This is a genomic window from Rhodococcus sp. SBT000017, assembly GCF_003688915.1.
GTDB lineage: Bacteria > Actinomycetota > Actinomycetes > Mycobacteriales > Mycobacteriaceae > Rhodococcoides.
Genome location: NZ_REFU01000001.1, coordinates 3,598,561 through 3,613,799 on the forward strand (window position 1 = coordinate 3,598,561; position 15,239 = coordinate 3,613,799).

General features: G+C 64.5%; 11 protein-coding genes and 2 tRNA genes. 12 read left to right on the top strand and 1 reads right to left on the bottom strand.

Annotation, left to right across the window (positions count from 1 at the left end; translation table 11 throughout):
- Positions 1 to 68: 68 nt before the first annotated feature.
- The 10 genes from AYK61_RS16810 to AYK61_RS16855 all read left to right on the top strand — a co-directional run bounded on the left by AYK61_RS16810 (position 69) and on the right by AYK61_RS16855 (position 13,222).
- Positions 69 to 986, top strand: coding sequence for a metal-dependent hydrolase (locus AYK61_RS16810; protein WP_121872824.1), 918 nt, complete (start codon positions 69 to 71; stop codon positions 984 to 986).
- A complete protein-coding gene (locus tag AYK61_RS16815) occupies positions 983 to 2,116 on the top strand; it encodes a PDR/VanB family oxidoreductase (protein ID WP_397485110.1) in 1,134 nt (377 codons plus the stop codon). The genes AYK61_RS16810 and AYK61_RS16815 overlap by 4 nt, the downstream gene beginning before the upstream one ends.
- A gap of 256 nt (positions 2,117 to 2,372) precedes the next feature.
- Positions 2,373 to 4,415, top strand: a complete 2,043-nt coding sequence (gene gyrB / locus AYK61_RS16820) for a DNA topoisomerase (ATP-hydrolyzing) subunit B (protein WP_121871639.1) — start codon at positions 2,373 to 2,375, stop codon at positions 4,413 to 4,415.
- Between the two features lie 68 nt (positions 4,416 to 4,483).
- Positions 4,484 to 7,027: a DNA gyrase subunit A gene (gyrA, locus tag AYK61_RS16825; protein ID WP_121871640.1), complete on the top strand. Its 2,544-nt coding sequence runs from the start codon at positions 4,484 to 4,486 to the stop codon at positions 7,025 to 7,027.
- The gene (locus AYK61_RS27370; protein ID WP_259468099.1) at positions 7,028 to 8,461 is read left to right on the top strand and encodes a DUF3566 domain-containing protein; all 1,434 of its coding nucleotides are present in this window, start codon (positions 7,028 to 7,030) and stop codon (positions 8,459 to 8,461) included.
- Positions 8,462 to 8,570: 109 nt separating this feature from the next.
- Positions 8,571 to 8,644 (top strand) — tRNA-Ile (locus AYK61_RS16835).
- A gap of 190 nt (positions 8,645 to 8,834) precedes the next feature.
- Positions 8,835 to 8,907: transfer RNA gene (locus AYK61_RS16840), tRNA-Ala, on the top strand.
- Between the two features lie 409 nt (positions 8,908 to 9,316).
- Complete coding sequence (locus AYK61_RS16845) at positions 9,317 to 10,267, top strand: acyl-ACP desaturase (RefSeq protein WP_121872826.1); 951 nt, start codon at positions 9,317 to 9,319, stop codon at positions 10,265 to 10,267.
- 205 nt (positions 10,268 to 10,472) lie between these two features.
- On the top strand, positions 10,473 to 11,471 hold the full coding sequence (locus AYK61_RS16850; protein WP_237669618.1) for a diguanylate cyclase: 999 nt from the start codon (positions 10,473 to 10,475) through the stop codon (positions 11,469 to 11,471).
- 119 nt (positions 11,472 to 11,590) lie between these two features.
- Positions 11,591 to 13,222 (top strand): alpha/beta hydrolase, encoded by a 1,632-nt coding sequence (locus AYK61_RS16855; RefSeq protein WP_121871641.1) that lies wholly within the window; start codon positions 11,591 to 11,593, stop codon positions 13,220 to 13,222.
- On the opposite strand, the gene AYK61_RS16860 is transcribed toward AYK61_RS16855, so the two are convergent.
- A complete protein-coding gene (locus tag AYK61_RS16860) occupies positions 13,217 to 13,597 on the bottom strand; it encodes a hypothetical protein (protein WP_128646577.1) in 381 nt (126 codons plus the stop codon). The two genes, AYK61_RS16855 and AYK61_RS16860, sit on opposite strands and share 6 nt — an antisense overlap.
- A gap of 94 nt (positions 13,598 to 13,691) precedes the next feature.
- Here AYK61_RS16860 and AYK61_RS16865 point away from each other — a divergent pair, with 94 nt between their 5' ends.
- Positions 13,692 to 14,228, top strand: a complete 537-nt coding sequence (locus AYK61_RS16865; RefSeq protein WP_121871643.1) for a peptidylprolyl isomerase — start codon at positions 13,692 to 13,694, stop codon at positions 14,226 to 14,228.
- A gap of 24 nt (positions 14,229 to 14,252) precedes the next feature.
- Positions 14,253 to 15,182, top strand: a complete 930-nt coding sequence (locus AYK61_RS16870; protein WP_121871644.1) for a rhomboid family intramembrane serine protease — start codon at positions 14,253 to 14,255, stop codon at positions 15,180 to 15,182.
- The last annotated feature ends 57 nt before the right edge of the window (positions 15,183 to 15,239 follow it).

Here is a 15,239-nt window from a genome sequence, read left to right on the forward strand (position 1 = left end):
ATTCGCGACACTCAGCGGTCGGGGGATCGATGAAGATGTTCTACGCGGCCATCGGACGAGGAGAAGTTGTGTCTGCACCAACGAAGAAGGCATCGACAGCGGCCGTCGATGTGGACGGAACCCCCGAAGACCGTGTCATTCTGCATGCTCGAAATGTCGAGTTCGACTGGGAATCTCTGCCGCTGCATTACATGGACGGCAACCCATTGGCGACTCACCTGATCAACGTGATGCACCTGCTCCTGCCCGAGGGTGAGGAATGGTTCGTGCGCACGTTCAAGGAAGCGCTGCCGCTCATCCACGACGATCAGCTGCGCGACGACGTGATCGGATTCATCGGCCAGGAAGCCATGCATGCGCAGGCGCACACCGATGTCCACGATCAGCTGCGGGCGCACGGCATCGATGTCGATCCGTACGTCGATCAGATGAAGTTCCTGTTCGGCCGCGCCCTCGGCAACAGGTCCGGGCACGGCCAGAACAGTCTGGTCGAGCGTCTCGCCCTCATCGCCGCCGCCGAGCACTTGACCGCCTTCCTCGGCGATTGGGTTCTCAATGCCAGGGAGTTGGACGAGGCCGACGTCGATCCGATCATGCTGGATCTGCTGCGGTGGCACGGAGCCGAGGAGGTCGAGCATCGATCGGTGGCCTACGAGGTGATGCGATACTTCGACGTCCGCCCGGCCCGCCGGATTCGTACGTATGTCGTCATCGCGCCCACCCTCGTGTGGTTCTGGACTCGCGGTGTTCGTTATCTGATGAGCCAGGATCCGACGCTGGCGCACCTTCCACCCAAGCAGCGCACACCCTCGTTCCGAGAATTCCGCCGAGTGGCCAAGGCCGGTCTGTTCCCGACCCCGATGTCGATGGTGAAGGCGTCTCTTCGCTACTTCAAGAGCACGTACCACCCTTCCCAGGAAGGGTCGACGGCGCAGGCAGTGCAGTATTTGGCCACCTCACCGGCAGCTCGGTCCGCCGATCGATGACCAAACGCACGTTGCGGAGCAAGCTCGGCGCAATGGCACAGATGGTCGACTCGTTTCGAATGGGACGCACGATTCCGAAGAATCTGTACGGCCGTGACGAGCCCGATCAGACCGTGTCGCTGGTGACCGATGCGCTCGACAAATGGTTCGCTCTGCTCGACGGTGATGACTACGACGCGTCGTTCGCGGCGCCGCCCGTCGCTCGCACCCGATTGCTGACCTTGGTCTCACGCGAGGTGCTGTGCGTCGACGAGCAGGTGGTCCAACTGACGTTCTCGGCCGCCGACGGCGCGGTGCTGCCTGCGTGGGCACCGGGAATGCATCTGGACTTCTATCTCCCGTCCGGACGCCGTCGGCAGTACTCGTTGTGTGGGCGACCGGATGCCGACTCGTACTCCATCGCGGTGCGCCTGGTGCCCGACGGCGGCGGCGGGTCGCGCGAGATGCACGATCTTCCGGTCGGCACCGAGGTCGCAATTCGGGGTCCGCGCAACGGTTTTCCGTTCGTACGGTCCGAGCATGCAGTGTTCGTCGCCGGAGGAATCGGGATAACCGACATCATCTCGATGGTGCGCCGGGCTCGGGAGACGGGGATGGACTGGCACCTGGTCTACTGCGGACGTTCGCGTGAATCGATGCCGTTCCTCGACGAGATCGCCGACTGGGAGGCCGATCGCGTGACGGTGCGCACCGACGATGTGGACGGCATGCCGTCGAGCATGGATCTGCTCGGTGCCGCGGCACCCGGCGGTTCGGTCTACGTATGCGGACCGCCGCCGATGATCGATCTGGTTCGCGCCTCGTTCGACTCGTTGCCCGCGACACATCTGCACTTCGAGCGGTTCTCGCCTCCGCCGGTGAAGAACGGCGCCGAGTTCGAGGTGCAGCTCGTCGATTCCGGTCAGGTCATCGCAGTGGGTTCGGACGAGACTGCGCTGCATGCCATTCGGCGTCTGCGCCCGGATGTGGCGTACTCCTGCCAGCAGGGGTTCTGCGGGACGTGCCGGGTTCGAGTGCTGAGCGGAACACCGCAGCATCGAGAGAATCGGCTCACGGCCGAGGAGCAGCAACACGAGATGTTGATCTGCGTCTCGCGGTCCGAGGGCGAACGGATCGTGCTCGATCTCTAGCGGAGCCGCTCGTTTCACCCTTCATCTTTGTCGTCCGACATCGAAAAAATGCGCCTGTGAAGCAATCAGGGGCCTTTTAGGGGTGTCATCGTCCCCATGCTGTCGCAGCCACCCAGTACTATGGACCGGTACGACATCAAGCCCGGAACAAACGCATGGAATCGAGCACGGCGGAAACGACCGTGCCGGCCCTGCGGTAGCACCTGCGACAGGTGTGAGCGGGGTAGTGGACGCGTAGAAGGAGAACCAGCTAACCGTGGCTGCCCAGAAGTCAGGTAACAACGAGAACAGCAAGGATTACGGCGCTTCCTCCATCACGGTCCTCGAGGGCCTGGAAGCGGTCCGTAAGAGGCCCGGTATGTACATCGGTTCCACCGGTGAACGAGGCCTGCACCACCTGATCTGGGAGGTCGTCGACAACTCCGTCGACGAGGCCATGGCCGGCTATGCCTCCACCGTCGACGTCACCATCCACGAGGACGGCAGCGTCGAGGTCAAGGACGACGGTCGAGGAATTCCCGTCGCCATGCACTCCTCCGGTGTTCCCACCGTCGAGGTCGTCATGACGCAGCTGCACGCAGGCGGCAAGTTCGACTCCGACTCCTATGCGGTGTCCGGTGGCCTGCACGGCGTCGGCATCTCGGTGGTGAACGCGCTCTCGACCAAGGTCGAACTGCAGATCGCGCGCGACGGTCATCGCTACAAGCAGACCTACGACTACGCCAAGCCCAGCCCCCTCGAGACCGTCGGGGATACCGGTGAGACCGGTACCACCGTGCGCTTCTGGGCCGACGGCAAGATCTTCGAGACCCTCGACTACAGCTTCGAGACCGTGCACCGCCGCCTGCAGGAGATGGCGTTCCTGAACAAGGGACTGACCATCAACTTCACCGACGAGCGAGTGGCAGCCACCGACGCGACCGAGGAAGAACTCGGTGAGACCGCCGAGGCACCCAAGACCGCCGAGGAAGAGCAGGCCGACGCGGCCAACGCGAAGCCGGCCAAGGTGCGCAAGCGGACCTATCACTACCCCGACGGCTTGGTCGACTTCGTCAAGCACATCAACAGGACCAAGACCGCTATCCACAATTCGGTCGTCGGTTTCACCGGCAAGGGTGAGGGCCACGAGGTCGAGATCGCCATGCAGTGGAACGCCGGTTACTCCGAATCGGTGCACACCTTCGCCAACACGATCAACACGCACGAGGGCGGTACCCACGAAGAGGGCTTCCGCACCGCGTTGACCTCGACGGTGAACAAGTACGCGATCGAGAAGAAGTTGGTCAAGGAAAAGGACGTCAAGCTCACCGGCGACGACATCCGCGAGGGCTTGGCCGCAGTCATCTCGGTGCGGGTCGGGGAGCCGCAGTTCGAGGGGCAGACCAAGACCAAGCTCGGCAACACCGAGATTCGGTCGTTCGTGCAGAAGGCATGCAACGAGCACCTGGCGCACTGGTTCGAATCGAACCCGGCCGACGCCAAGACCATCATCAACAAGGCGGTCTCCTCCGCTCAGGCCCGAATGGCTGCACGTAAGGCGCGAGAGTTGGTGCGCCGCAAGAGCGCAACCGATATCGGTGGCCTTCCCGGCAAGCTCGCCGACTGCCGCTCGAACGATCCGAGCAAGTCCGAGATCTACATCGTGGAGGGCGACTCCGCAGGCGGCTCGGCCAAATCCGGACGAGATTCGATGTTCCAGGCGATCCTGCCGCTTCGCGGAAAGATCATCAACGTCGAGAAGGCTCGCATCGACCGCGTCCTCAAGAACAACGAGGTCCAGTCGATCATCACCGCCTTCGGCACCGGCATCCACGACGAGTTCGACATCACCAAGCTCCGCTATCACAAGATCGTGCTGATGGCCGACGCCGACGTCGACGGCCAGCACATCTCCACCCTGCTGATGACGCTGCTGTTCCGCTTCATGCGACCGCTGATCGAGCACGGCCACGTCTACCTCGCCATGCCGCCGCTGTACAAGCTGAAGTGGAGCCGCGGCGAACCGGACTTCGCGTACTCCGACCGCGAGCGCGACGGTCTGCTCGAGGCCGGCATCGCCAACAAGCGCAAGATCAACGTCGAGGACGGCGTCCAGCGCTACAAGGGCCTCGGCGAGATGAACGCCAAGGAACTGTGGGAGACCACCATGGATCCGTCGGTCCGCGTCCTGCGTCTGGTGACGCTGGACGACGCGGCGGCCGCCGACGAGCTGTTCAGCGTGCTGATGGGCGAGGACGTCTCCGCGCGTCGTAGCTTCATCGCCCGCAACGCGAAAGATGTTCGCTTTCTTGACGTTTAGTCACTTCCCTTCACGCACCGATGAGTTCTCTCGGTGCGTGGAGGTGACCGTTACTCGAGGAGATTTGCATGTCTGACATCACCGAACCGCCGGTAGGACCCCCGCCGGGTTCGACCACCAACGCCGAGGGCGGCGACCGGATCGATCCGGTCGACATCCAGCAGGAAATGCAGCGCAGCTACATCGATTACGCGATGAGCGTCATCGTCGGGCGTGCACTGCCCGAGGTGCGTGACGGACTCAAGCCGGTGCACCGCCGCGTGCTGTACGCGATGTACGACTCGGGCTTCCGCCCCGACCGCAGCTACGTCAAATCCGCACGCCCCGTTGCCGAAACGATGGGTAACTACCACCCCCACGGCGACACCTCGATCTACGACGCACTGGTGCGACTGGCCCAGCCGTGGTCGATGCGATACCCATTGGTGGACGGCCAGGGCAACTTCGGCTCCCGCGGCAACGATGGCGCCGCAGCCATGCGTTACACCGAGGCTCGGCTGACCCCGCTCGCGATGGAGATGTTGCGCGACATCGACGAGGAAACCGTCGACTTCATCCCCAACTACGACGGCAAAACCCAAGAACCGACGGTACTTCCGTCGCGGGTGCCGAACCTGCTGATGAACGGCTCCAACGGCATCGCCGTCGGTATGGCCACCAACATCCCGCCGCACAACCTGCGTGAACTGGGCGACGCGGTGTTCTGGGCCCTCGACAACTTCGAGGCCGACGAAGAAGCAACGCTCGCGGCCTGCATGGAACGCGTCAAGGGCCCCGACTTCCCGACGCACGGACTCATCGTCGGTGGTCAGGGCATCCAGGATGCGTACTCCACCGGCCGCGGCTCGATCCGCATGCGCGGCGTCGTCGAGATCGAAGAAGATTCCAACGGCCGCACCACGATCGTCATCACCGAGCTGCCCTACCAGGTCAACCCGGACAACCTGATCACCTCGATCGCCGAGCAGGTTCGGGACGGCAAGCTCTCGGGCATCTCCAAGATCGACGACGAGTCCTCCGATCGCGTCGGCATGCGCATCGTCGTCACGATCAAGCGCGACGCGGTCGCGAAGGTGGTGCTCAACAACCTCTACAAGCATTCGCAGCTGCAGACGAGCTTCGGCGCGAACATGCTCTCGATCGTCGACGGCGTTCCGCGCACGCTGCGCCTGGACCAGATGATCCGCTTCTACGTCACTCACCAACTCGACGTGATCGTTCGACGTACCCGGTACCGGCTGCGCAGAGCAGAGGAGCGGGCCCACATTCTGCGTGGACTCGTCAAGGCGCTCGACGCGTTGGACGAGGTCATCGCGCTCATCCGTGCGTCGCAGACGGTGGATCTCGCCAAGCAGGGCTTGATCGACCTGCTCGACATCGACGAGATCCAGGCCCAGGCGATCCTCGACATGCAGCTGCGACGCCTCGCAGCCCTCGAGCGTCAGAAGATCATCGACGAGTTGGCAGAACTCGAGCGCACCATTGCCGACCTGCAGGACATTCTGGCCAAGCCGGAGCGGCAGCGACAGATCGTGCGAGACGAGCTCGCCGAGATCGTCGAGAAGTTCGGCGACGACCGTCGTACGCGCATCATCGCCGCCGACGGAGACGTCAACGACGAGGATCTGATCGCCCGGGAGAACGTGGTCGTCACGATCACCGAGACCGGATACGCCAAGCGCACCAGAACCGACCTCTACCGTTCGCAGAAGCGCGGCGGCAAGGGCGTGATGGGAGCGGGGCTCAAGCAGGACGACATCGTCAGCAAGTTCTTCGTCTGTTCGACGCACGACTGGATCCTGTTCTTCACCACCAAGGGCCGCGTCTACCGGGCCAAGGCCTACGAGCTGCCCGAGGCGAACCGAACCGCCCGCGGTCAGCACGTCGCGAACCTGCTCGCCTTCCAGCCGGACGAGCGCATCGCCCAGGTCATCCAGATCAAGACCTACGAGGACGCGCCGTACCTGGTGCTCGCCACCAAGGGCGGTCTGGTCAAGAAGTCACGTCTGACCGACTTCGACTCCAACCGCAGCGGTGGCATCGTGGCCGTCAACCTGCGCGGTGAGGACGAGTTGGTCGGGGCCGTTCTCGCGTCCTCGGACGACGATCTGCTTCTGGTCTCGGCGCAGGGTCAGTCCATCCGGTTCTCGGCCACCGACGAGGTGCTGCGTCCGATGGGCCGCGCCACCTCCGGTGTGCAGGGCATGCGCTTCAACGGTGAGGACGCGTTGCTCTCGCTCAACGTCGTCAGCGAGAACAAGTTCTTGCTGGTCGCTACGTCGGGTGGCTACTCCAAGCGCACCGCGATGGAGGACTACCCACAGCAGGGCCGCGGCGGAAAGGGAGTGCTGACGATTCAGTACGACCCGAAGCGTGGCACGCTGGTGGGAGCTCTCATCGTCGACGACGAGGACGAGCTGTACGCCATCACGTCCAGTGGTGGCGTGATCCGGACCGCTGCCAAGCAGGTTCGGAAGGCCGGCCGACAGACCAAGGGCGTGCGGTTGATGAATCTCGGTGAAGGCGACACACTGCTCGCGATCGCGCGTAACGCCGACGAGATCGAACCGGATGCTCTGGGCACCGAAGACGATGCAGCGAAGGAGTCGTAAGTGAGCACTCCCAACCGGCCTGGTAGCAGGCCCGGCCCCAGCGGTGGACCGGACAGCCGGGACGCCGCGCGGGCGGAGCAGCCCGCGCGTCCCGCGCCGCCCGAGGGAGCTCGCCCGGGCAATCGCCCGCAGCCGGCCACTCGTCCCGCGCCCGCCGCGGGCCGTGGCCCGGCCCCGCAGGGCGGTGCTCGGCCTCCGATGCGACCGGCACCGGGTGCTCCGAACGGTCCGGCACGTCCCGCCCAGGGACCCCCGCCCCCGCAGCGACCGCCTGCACCTCAGGGCCCGCCGCCGCAGGGACCGCCGGCGCAGGCTCCTCCGGGGGCCCCCAAGCAGGGTCCGCCTGCACCTCGGCAGGGACAGGCTCCCGCCGGTCCGCCGCAGCCGCCCCAGGGGCCCGGCCGTCAGCCCGGCCCAGGGCAGCAGGCGACCGGCCGGCCCAGCGGTGGTCCGCCGCCGAACGGTCAGCCACCGCAGCGGCAGGCACCGGCCGGTCAACCTCCACGGCAGGCAGCCCCGCAGCCAGCTGCCTCGCAGCCTGCAGCACCCGACGAGACCGTGCGCACTCCGGAGGTATCAGCCGAGTCGACGGCCGCCGGTGAAGCGTCTCGTACGTCCGAGCCCGCACGGGGTCAGGATCAGGCCGGTCCGGCAGCGACGCAGGCGATGCCGGCCCAACAGAACGACGGTCCGCAAGGTGGCTCAGGAACGCCGCCTTGGCAGCGTGGTGCCGGTCAGCGGCCCGCACCGCAGGGAACGGACGACCGGCAGCAGCCGCAGAATCAGCCGCAGACCAACCTGTCCGGACGCGGAGCTGCGCTGCCTCCGAACGGTGAGTTCGATCGGTCCGCTCGGACGGCCGCCGAGCCGACCCAGCGCGAATCGACCGAGGACAAGACCGAACGGCGAGAAGCCGCCAGGTCCAAGGCTGCGGGCATCGACGGACCGACACGGCACATCGAACGCAAGGATCTGGCGAAGGACATGCCGGACCTGTCTGCCGTAAGGCACCCGGAGCCGTCCCTGTCCGAGCGTGCGGCCCCCGCGGCCATCACGGCTGTACCCAGTGCGGACGGCGATCCGCTGCGGGCGACCATCCAGATCCGCAAGATCGATCCGTGGTCGACGCTCAAGATCGCCCTCGTGATCGCCGTGTCACTGTTCTTCGTGTGGATGGTGTCGGTCGGCCTGCTGTACGCCGTGCTCGACGGCATGGGCGTCTGGGAACGGCTCAACAGTGCGTTCACCGAGATCGTCAACGAATCCGGCGGCGGCGGACTGGTCAGTGCCGGGCAGGTATTCGGCTACGCGGCCGTGATCGGTGTGATCAATGTCGTACTGTTCACCGCTCTGACGACCATTGGTGCCTTCATCTACAACCTGTCGTCGGACCTGGTCGGTGGCGTCGAAGTGACACTGGCAGACCGCGACTGACCTGCACCATCGAGGGCCGTATCGGGCCGTTTTGGAAGACAGCGGCCCGATACGGTAATCTCATCCCTCGGTTCGAGGAGAGGTTTTCTTCGGTCCGAAGTAGTGATGAGGGCCTATAGCTCAGGCGGTTAGAGCGCTTCCCTGATAAGGAAGAGGTCGGAGGTTCAAGTCCTCCTAGGCCCACACCGAACGAACGAAAAGAGGCAGGACGTGAAAATCCTTCTTCTGGTCGCATCGGCGGTGATCGCAGTGCTGACACTATCGAAGGTGCGCTCGCAGCGCAGCGCAGACGGCGTCTGGCACAGCATCCCCACCGTGTGACAATCGATCGGAGTGGACGTGTAAGGTTCGTCTACGATTACCGGCAACACCCGGGGCCTTAGCTCAGTTGGTAGAGCGCTGCCTTTGCAAGGCAGATGTCAGGAGTTCGAATCTCCTAGGCTCCACAACAAAAAGGACGTCCACTTCGGTGGGCGTCCTTTTTCGTGTCCCCGGCCGGCCCCAAGTCCACTCGATGTGACATTGACCCCCCAAAAGTCCACTCGACGTGACATTGAGTGCCCTCGAGTGCCGAGAGGCCCGACGCGGATTCGACGGACCGGTTGTGATCGGACCCAAGGCGGTCTGTGCTTCGGCGCCCACATATCCAGACAGTCGTCGGTTCTGTGTTGTATCGGAGGCTCGGTCCTTAGCGTGGTCGGTGTGCAAGGCACGTCGGTTCTCGGATCGACGTGAATGGTCGCGACGGCGCACCGCAGGGGGGTGTGCCGTCGTTCGATCTCGGCGGGCGGTGTTCGCCACTGTCTCGAATCGGTTGGCGATTCGGGCATCTCCAATTTCGAAGGAGCCCCGCAGATGACGCGTGTTCTCGATCATGAAGAGCTGTTGACAGAACTCGACGGCACGCTGGAAGCCAATTTGAATCGTCATCTGTCGATGGCGAAGGAATGGCATCCGCATGATTACGTTCCGTGGGATCTGGGTCGGAACTTTGCGGCGATGGGTGGGCAGGACTGGTCTCTCGAGCAGTCGTCGTTGTCGGAATTGGCTCGCACGGCGATGATCACCAATTTGCTCACCGAGGACAATTTGCCGTCGTACCACCGGGGGTTGGCAGACAATTTCTCGTTGGACGGTGCCTGGGGCACGTGGGTGGGTCGCTGGACTGCGGAAGAGAATCGTCACGGCATCGTCATGCGCGATTATCTGGTGGTGACCCGTGCGGTCGACCCCGTGGAGTTGGAGCGGGCTCGAATGCATCACATGACGGTGGGTATCGATGCGCCGATGGATGGTGCGAATTTTCTGCATTCGGTGGCGTACGTGACGTTTCAGGAGTTGGCGACGCGGGTGTCGCACCGAAACACGGGATTGGCGTGCGGAGATCCGGTGGCGGATCGAATGTTGGCTCGTGTTGCTGCGGACGAGAACCTGCACATGATCTTCTATCGGAACCTCGGTGAGGCGTCGCTGGATCTGGTGCCCGATCAGATGGTCCGGGCCATCACCGATGTCGCGACCGACTTCCAGATGCCGGGCCTGAACATGCCCAATTTCCGCAAGAACGCGATGACCTTGGCCAAGCACGGGATCTACGATCTCCGGCAGCATCTGGACGAGGTGTTGATGCCTGTTCTGCGCAAGTGGAAGATCTTCGAACGCGACGATTTCACGGGTGAGGGCGAGCGGGATCGCGATCGACTGGCAGCGTTCGTCGAAGACTTGGCGGAGAAGGCGACCAAGTTCGAGGAGTCCCGCGATCGACTGCTTGCCAGAGAGGCAGCGCGCGCCGAGAAGGCGTCCTGACCTGCTGTGCCTTCGCTGGCCAGAGTCGTGATCACGTCTCGGAGGTGTTAGAGTCCGGGCATCGTTGGGTCATGTGAGGCGATGGCCGTAGTGCGTGGGGAGGGCCGATGGTGCCTGGGGGGTATCGGGTGAGTGGTGGTGTTCCTTTCGGTGAATGCTGCCTCCACTCGGCCGAATCATGGCCTTGCACGGTTGGAATCGACTGGTGAGCAGGCCGAGGTTCGACGAGTCCGGCCGAATGCTCGCCGTGTTCGCGGCCGTCACCACAGTTCTCTACGCTGCCAGCGCGATAGCGTCGTGGTCGAATCTGACCGGTGCGCAGCAGGTTCTGGCCGCGTTGGCTCTGCTACTGGGTCCCGCGGCGATCGTCGTGCTGGCAAGGGCAGGTGTGCCGAGCCCCAAACAGGCGGTGGGATTCGCGACCGCGTTGTCGGTGATGGCACTCGCCTGTGCGTTGGGGAGCAGCGACACCATGCCGGCGTTCTTGATCTGCGTCCAGGCGGCTATGTTCCTCGGGATGCACATCGGCGCGTTCTGGTCCGAACGCAGCGCGGGCATATGGGTTGCAGTGCTTGCTGTTTCGGCGGTCATCGGAGCGGCGATCGCGCCGTACGGAACGCCGTTCATCAGTTACATCCTCGTGGCGCTCGGCATCGTCGGTGCGACGGAGGTGTTCGGTGTCTTCGCGCGTCGAATGCGTTATTCCGCGACGCACGACGCGCTGACCGGTCTGCTCAACAGATTCGGTTTCGAGTCCAAAATCGAGAAGATGCTGCCGGCGTGTGCTGCTCGCGGTTTGTCGGTCAGCCTCGCCGTGCTCGACCTGGACAATTTCAAGGAGATCAACGACGAGTACGGCCACATTGCCGGTGACGTCCTGCTCGCTCGGGTCTCGAAGGCCTGGAAGGGGCAGCTGACCAAAAGGGACGTTCTCGGTCGGCTCGGCGGAGACGAGTTCGTGTTGTTCATGCCGGGGGTTCTCGAAAAGGAGGCCTTGCAGATCATCGAGCGACTGCGCCGCGCTCATCGGGCGGAATGGAGCGTCGGATTGGCCTGCATGCCCGCGGGTCGCCGCTGGGGTGAGATCTATCGGGCAGCCGACGCCGATCTGTACCGGGCGAAGCGAAGCAGGCCGCCGAGGACGAGTCGGCCGTCCGATCCCGACGCCGGCTACAGCGGCCCGATCCGCAGGATTGCGCAGTAGCACTCACTCGCTGCACCATTGATCCCCAGATTTCATCCACAGGCTGGGGATAGATTTCCCGGCGCGGTGTACTTCTCGCGTTGACTCGTCGACAACGACGATGCTGCGGGGGATATGCGATGGTCACTCTCGACGAGTTCAGGTCATGGGACAGCCGAGTGCTGGCAGCCGCGTCCGAAGCGCTGATGCGGCGGTGGCGTGAAGTCGCTGCCGTGCACGATTCGGCAGCGGACGAGGTTGTGGGCAAGGGGTGGGACGGTCCCGCGGCCGAGGCGGCACGGGAAACTTTGAGACGCATCCGGTCCGATCTCGGAGATGCCGCAACCGAGTTGCTTCGGATCGCGAGATGTACCGCGGATGCCTCGATCGACATGGAGAGTCTGGTCGCTGCGCTCCGCTCGGTGGAGCGGACGGCGGCCGACGAGCGATTCTCCATCGGATCCGACGGTTCGGTGTACGACGCTGCAGCGTCGTATTCGGTTGCGCTAGTGGATCTGTGGGCGACGATGCGAGAGCGACGGCGATTCCGCGACGAGCTCGCCGAGCGAATCGCGCAGCTGATTCGTACGGCCACGGACTTCGACGACGTCCTTGCCCGACGCCTCGCCGGCGGAACCTCTGCAGCCTCCGTTGCGACGGCAATTGCGGCTTCGGTGCCGCGCGACGGGTCACCGGCGGCCAATGCCGCCTTCTGGAGCGCGCTCTCTCCTGCGGCACGCACCAGGCTGCTCGTCGAACAGCCGGCGCTGATCGGCAATCTCGACGGCCTGCCTGGACGGGTGCGAGACAGCGCCAACCGTCGAGTGTTGGCCGCCGAGCGTATCCGCCTCCGCGCCGTCGAAGCCGAACTGCAGAAAGAGTTGGCCGACAACGTGTTCGGCGGGATCTTCAGTGACGCCGATGCCGGACTCGAACAGACTCGCACGCGGCTGGCATCACTCGATGCGATCGACGCGACGCTGGCGCAGGGGGCTCGGCAGCTTCTGGTCCTCGACAATTCCTCGTACGAGGAGACGATGGCGGCCATAGCGGTCGGCGATGTCGACACGGCGACCCATGTCGCCGTGTTCGTGCCCGGTCTCGGCTCGACCGTGCACGGACATCTTCTCCGTTACGACGGCGATATGGAGAACGTCGAAAATGCTGTGCAGCAACTTGTTTCACAGGATCCACCGGAGTCTGCGGCTGCAGTGACCTGGCTGGACTACCAGGCCCCTCAGCTGGGGTGGAGCTTGCTCGATCCGGATCGGACCGTGGTCTCGGGTGCGGCTGCGCAGGCGGGAGCGGATCGATTGGCTCCGTTTCTGGACGGCCTCGACGCCGCGCGTGCGAGCGATCCGCATCTGTCGGTGCTGGCTCACTCGTACGGATCCCTCACTGCGGCGTCGGCGCTCCGAGGCGACACCGGGGTCGACGAGTTCGTGGCTCTCGGGTCACCGGGATTCGGCACCCACAGCGCCGCAGATCTTCGGCTTCCCGTCGGACACGTGTTCGCGGCGGAGGCCGAGGGCGATATCGTCGCCGACCTGGGTGTGTTCGGCCGCGATCCGGGCGCACTGGACGGAGTCACGCTGCTCTCGACCGAGCGTTCCGACGGAGCCGGCGGCTCGATCGGGCACAGCGACTATCTCACCGAGGGTTCCACCAGCGGACACAACGCCGCACTGGTCGTCGCCGACCGCAGCGCGGAGGTCGTGATCAGAACGAGGCCGGGTCTGCTCGATCTGCTGCAGAAGGTTCTGTACCTATGACGGCGTGTCGTCGTAGTCGGCCAGGCTCGGCGGAACATCGGCGGGCGGGGGCACCTCGTTGCGACGGCGGCCGAGGAAGAACACGACACCTCCGACGACGGCAGCAGCGGCACCGAACACCAGAATTCGCCGGGTCCGACGTGATCCCGAGTCGACCGTGACCAGCGCTCGGGTGCGATTGGCTTCGGCGATACGTTCCGCGGTCACTGCCCGGCGCTCCGCAGCTTGCTTGCGGGCCAGCCCGTAGCCCTTCTTGGCCAACAGCAGGCCCACTCCGGCCGGGCCCTTGCTTGCGGCGGATGCGGCCCCCAGCAGCGCGGTCGCTGCGGTACCGGTGGTCGACCGACCCTGGTCGGACTTCGTTGTGCTCGTCATACCCTCACTGTTCCACAACACGGCCCCGCTGAACCCTCCCGATACACCCGACTCGATGCCCGTTGTGAACTGCCCGATCACCCGAGATGGCACGATGGAGGGCGTGACTTCACCAAACAAGACCCAAACGGCCACGCTGCACACCAACCGCGGCGATATCGTCATCGAACTGTTCGGCAATCACGCCCCCAAGACCGTCGCGAACTTCGTCGGTCTCGCGGACGGATCCAAGGAGTACACGACGCAGAACGCGTCGGGTGCCAAGACCGGACCGTTCTACGACGGCGCGGTCTTCCACCGCGTCATCGACGGCTTCATGATCCAGGGCGGCGACCCCACCGGCACCGGTGCAGGCGGACCGGGCTACAAGTTCGAGGACGAGTTCCACCCGGAGCTCTCCTTCGATCGTCCGTACCTGCTGGCCATGGCGAACGCAGGCCCCGGCACCAACGGCTCGCAGTTCTTCATCACCACCGGCAAGACCCCGCACCTCAACCGCAAGCACTCGATCTTCGGTGAGGTCACCGACGAGGCGTCGAAGAAGGTCGTCGACGCGATCTCGAGCACGCAGGTCGGCCGCGGAGATCGCCCGGTGGACGAGGTCGTCATCAACAACGTCACCATCTCCTGATCTGACCGAAGGACTTTCGACAAGATGACGAACCCCGGCTGGGGTGGCGCGTACGGCGACCAGCCCAACCCACCCCAGTCGGTGTGCGTCCGACATCCCGATCGCCCCACCGGCCTGGCCTGCTCGCGCTGCGGCCGGCCGGCATGCCCGCAGTGTCTTCAGGCCGCGGCCGTCGGACAGCACTGCGTCGATTGCGTGCGCGAGGGCAACAAGAACGTCCGCACTGCGCAGACCGTCGCCGGTGCACCCATGGCACGATCGGCCAAGACCCCGCTGACGTACGCCCTGATCGCCATCAACGTGATCGTCTATGCCATCACGGTGGCGCAGTCCGGCGATCCGATGAACAACACCTCCGGGTCCGCGCTCGCCCGCAGCTGGGCTCTCAACAGCCTGCTCGTCTCCGACGGCGATGTGTTCCGGCTGATCGGCAGCGGCTTCGTCCACTACGGGCCGATACACCTGCTCGTGAACATGTTCGCGCTGTACATCATCGGTCGCGACGTCGAACTCGTGCTCGGCCGAACCCGCTACCTGGTCGTCTACTTCCTCTCACTCCTCGGAGGAAGCGCGTCGGTGATGCTGCTGGAGAACCCGCTGGCGTTCACCGTCGGCGCGTCCGGTGCCGTCTTCGGTCTCCTCGGTGCACAGGCCGTCATCCTGCTGCGGCTCAAGCGAAGCCCGGCACCCATCCTCATCGTCATCGCGGTGAACATCTTCATCAGCATCTCGATCCCCAGCATCTCGCTGTGGGGACACATGGGCGGACTCGTCGCCGGAGCCGCCGCCACCGCCGGTCTGGTGTTCTTGTCCCACCGAACCCGCGACACGGGACAGCAGCGAACCATGGCCGGTGTGTCCATGGCCTGGCTCTCGGTCATCGCCGTCGCTCTGGTGTCGCTGGGCATCATCGCCATCCGTGTACTCGACCTGCGCGCCCAGATGGGCCTCTAGCAAGTCCACTCGATGTGACATTGACCCCCCAAAAGTCCACCGAAGGTCACATTGAGT

Excerpts from the sequence above, each read along its gene's own strand:
- AYK61_RS16815 (WP_397485110.1), top strand. The coding sequence starts at position 983 with ATGACCAAACGCACGTTGCGGAGCAAGCTCGGCGCAATGGCACAGATG.
- gyrA (WP_121871640.1), top strand. The coding sequence starts at position 4,484 with ATGTCTGACATCACCGAACCGCCGGTAGGACCCCCGCCGGGTTCGACC.
- AYK61_RS16845 (WP_121872826.1), top strand. The coding sequence starts at position 9,317 with ATGACGCGTGTTCTCGATCATGAAGAGCTGTTGACAGAACTCGACGGC.
- AYK61_RS16855 (WP_121871641.1), top strand. The coding sequence starts at position 11,591 with ATGGTCACTCTCGACGAGTTCAGGTCATGGGACAGCCGAGTGCTGGCA.
- AYK61_RS16860 (WP_128646577.1), bottom strand. The coding sequence starts at position 13,597 with ATGACGAGCACAACGAAGTCCGACCAGGGTCGGTCGACCACCGGTACC.
- AYK61_RS16865 (WP_121871643.1), top strand. The coding sequence starts at position 13,692 with ATGGAGGGCGTGACTTCACCAAACAAGACCCAAACGGCCACGCTGCAC.
- AYK61_RS16870 (WP_121871644.1), top strand. The coding sequence starts at position 14,253 with ATGACGAACCCCGGCTGGGGTGGCGCGTACGGCGACCAGCCCAACCCA.